This window comes from Alkalicoccobacillus porphyridii (genome assembly GCF_007293315.1).
In the GTDB taxonomy this organism is placed as follows: Bacteria; Bacillota; Bacilli; order Bacillales; family Bacillaceae_D; genus Alkalicoccobacillus; species Alkalicoccobacillus porphyridii.
In genome coordinates this window covers 1-413 of sequence record NZ_VLXZ01000060.1, presented here as the reverse complement: position 1 = coordinate 413, position 413 = coordinate 1, and the positions used below count along the sequence as shown (strand labels likewise).

Genomic DNA, 413 nt, shown 5'->3' with positions numbered 1-413 from the left:
ACCCGCAGCTTAATGAACTCGATAACACCATTAGCGAAATGCTGAAAGAAGGTGCACAAGTGGATCTGACCGCGAACCAGTTAACGCTGGCGACCGCGAAACAGACATTAACTTATAAGCTGGCGGATTTAATGAATTAATAGCTGCCACAGCTCCCGGCGGCAAGTGACTGTTCGCTACAGCGTTTGCCGTTGGGTAATGCACACATCCCAATCGCCGTACCATCCAGTTGACGGGCAACAGAAAGCGAACCGCCGATCATTGCACAATTTGCTTCTCCACTACTGGACATCGACGCTTTTAAACCTGGCGCTACGTGCGCCGCAGTCGCCTGCTGAACAGGCTCACTACTACACGCCGACAACACTACAGCGGCACACCCTACCCAAAACGCTGCTCGCATCTCTTCTTCC

Annotated in this window: 1 protein-coding gene; it reads right to left on the bottom strand. The window is 52.5% G+C overall.

Annotation, left to right across the window (positions count from 1 at the left end; translation table 11 throughout):
• Positions 1-136 precede the first annotated feature (136 nt).
• A partial coding sequence (locus FN960_RS23505) for a putative hemolysin (RefSeq protein WP_221936829.1) occupies positions 137-413 on the bottom strand: 277 nt, incomplete at its 5' end.